1 pseudogene is annotated in these 590 nt (G+C 68.6%); it reads right to left on the bottom strand.

The features are described 5' to 3' along the window. Positions 1–590 (bottom strand): annotated as a pseudogene (locus AC1RT2_RS32195) (5-guanidino-2-oxopentanoate decarboxylase); the annotation flags it as partial.

The following is a 590-nucleotide window of genomic DNA, read 5'->3' as shown; positions in this document are numbered from 1 at the left end:
GCATCGGGCAGAGCTTTGGTGATGACCTCCATCAGCTTGCCATGGGTGCGGCAGGCGGGCCACAGCCCGGCATCCACTTTTTCCCGCACGGTTTTTGCCCGCGCGGCACCGTCCCCGGCAGTCCGACCCTCGCCGAGCGCGGCGTTGAGGCTTGTCGCGGCAAGCTTCGCATCGGCGGCGATCGGCACGTCTGCGCGCAGCCCGGTGACGATCTGCGCCGGGTCGATGTCGATGCGGATCAGCGGGCCGCCGAAGGAAAGCGGTTTTGGCTCGGGATACATTTCCGTCTCGCCGAACTCCGTACCGATGGCGAGGATCGCGTCGCTTGCCGCAAGTTCGTCGAGCAGCGGCTGCATGCTGAGATTGCCGGTCATGATGCGCGGGTCACCGGGCTTCAGGATGCCGCGGCCGTTGATCGTCATGAAGACCGGTGCGTCGAGTTTTTCCGCGATGGCGGCGATCTCGGCTGCCGCATCGGCCGCGCCGCCGCCGGCGATGATCAGCGGGCGCTTGGCGGCCTTGAGGATCGTTGCCGCCCTGGCGATGCTGGTGGGATCGGCGGCGGCGCGGCCGGGCAGCGGCCAGGCGTC

This window comes from Shinella sp. GW821-FHT11G07 (assembly GCF_058808115.1).
Note: the sequence above shows the minus strand (reverse complement) of the source record. Positions and strands in the feature narration are given on the sequence as shown.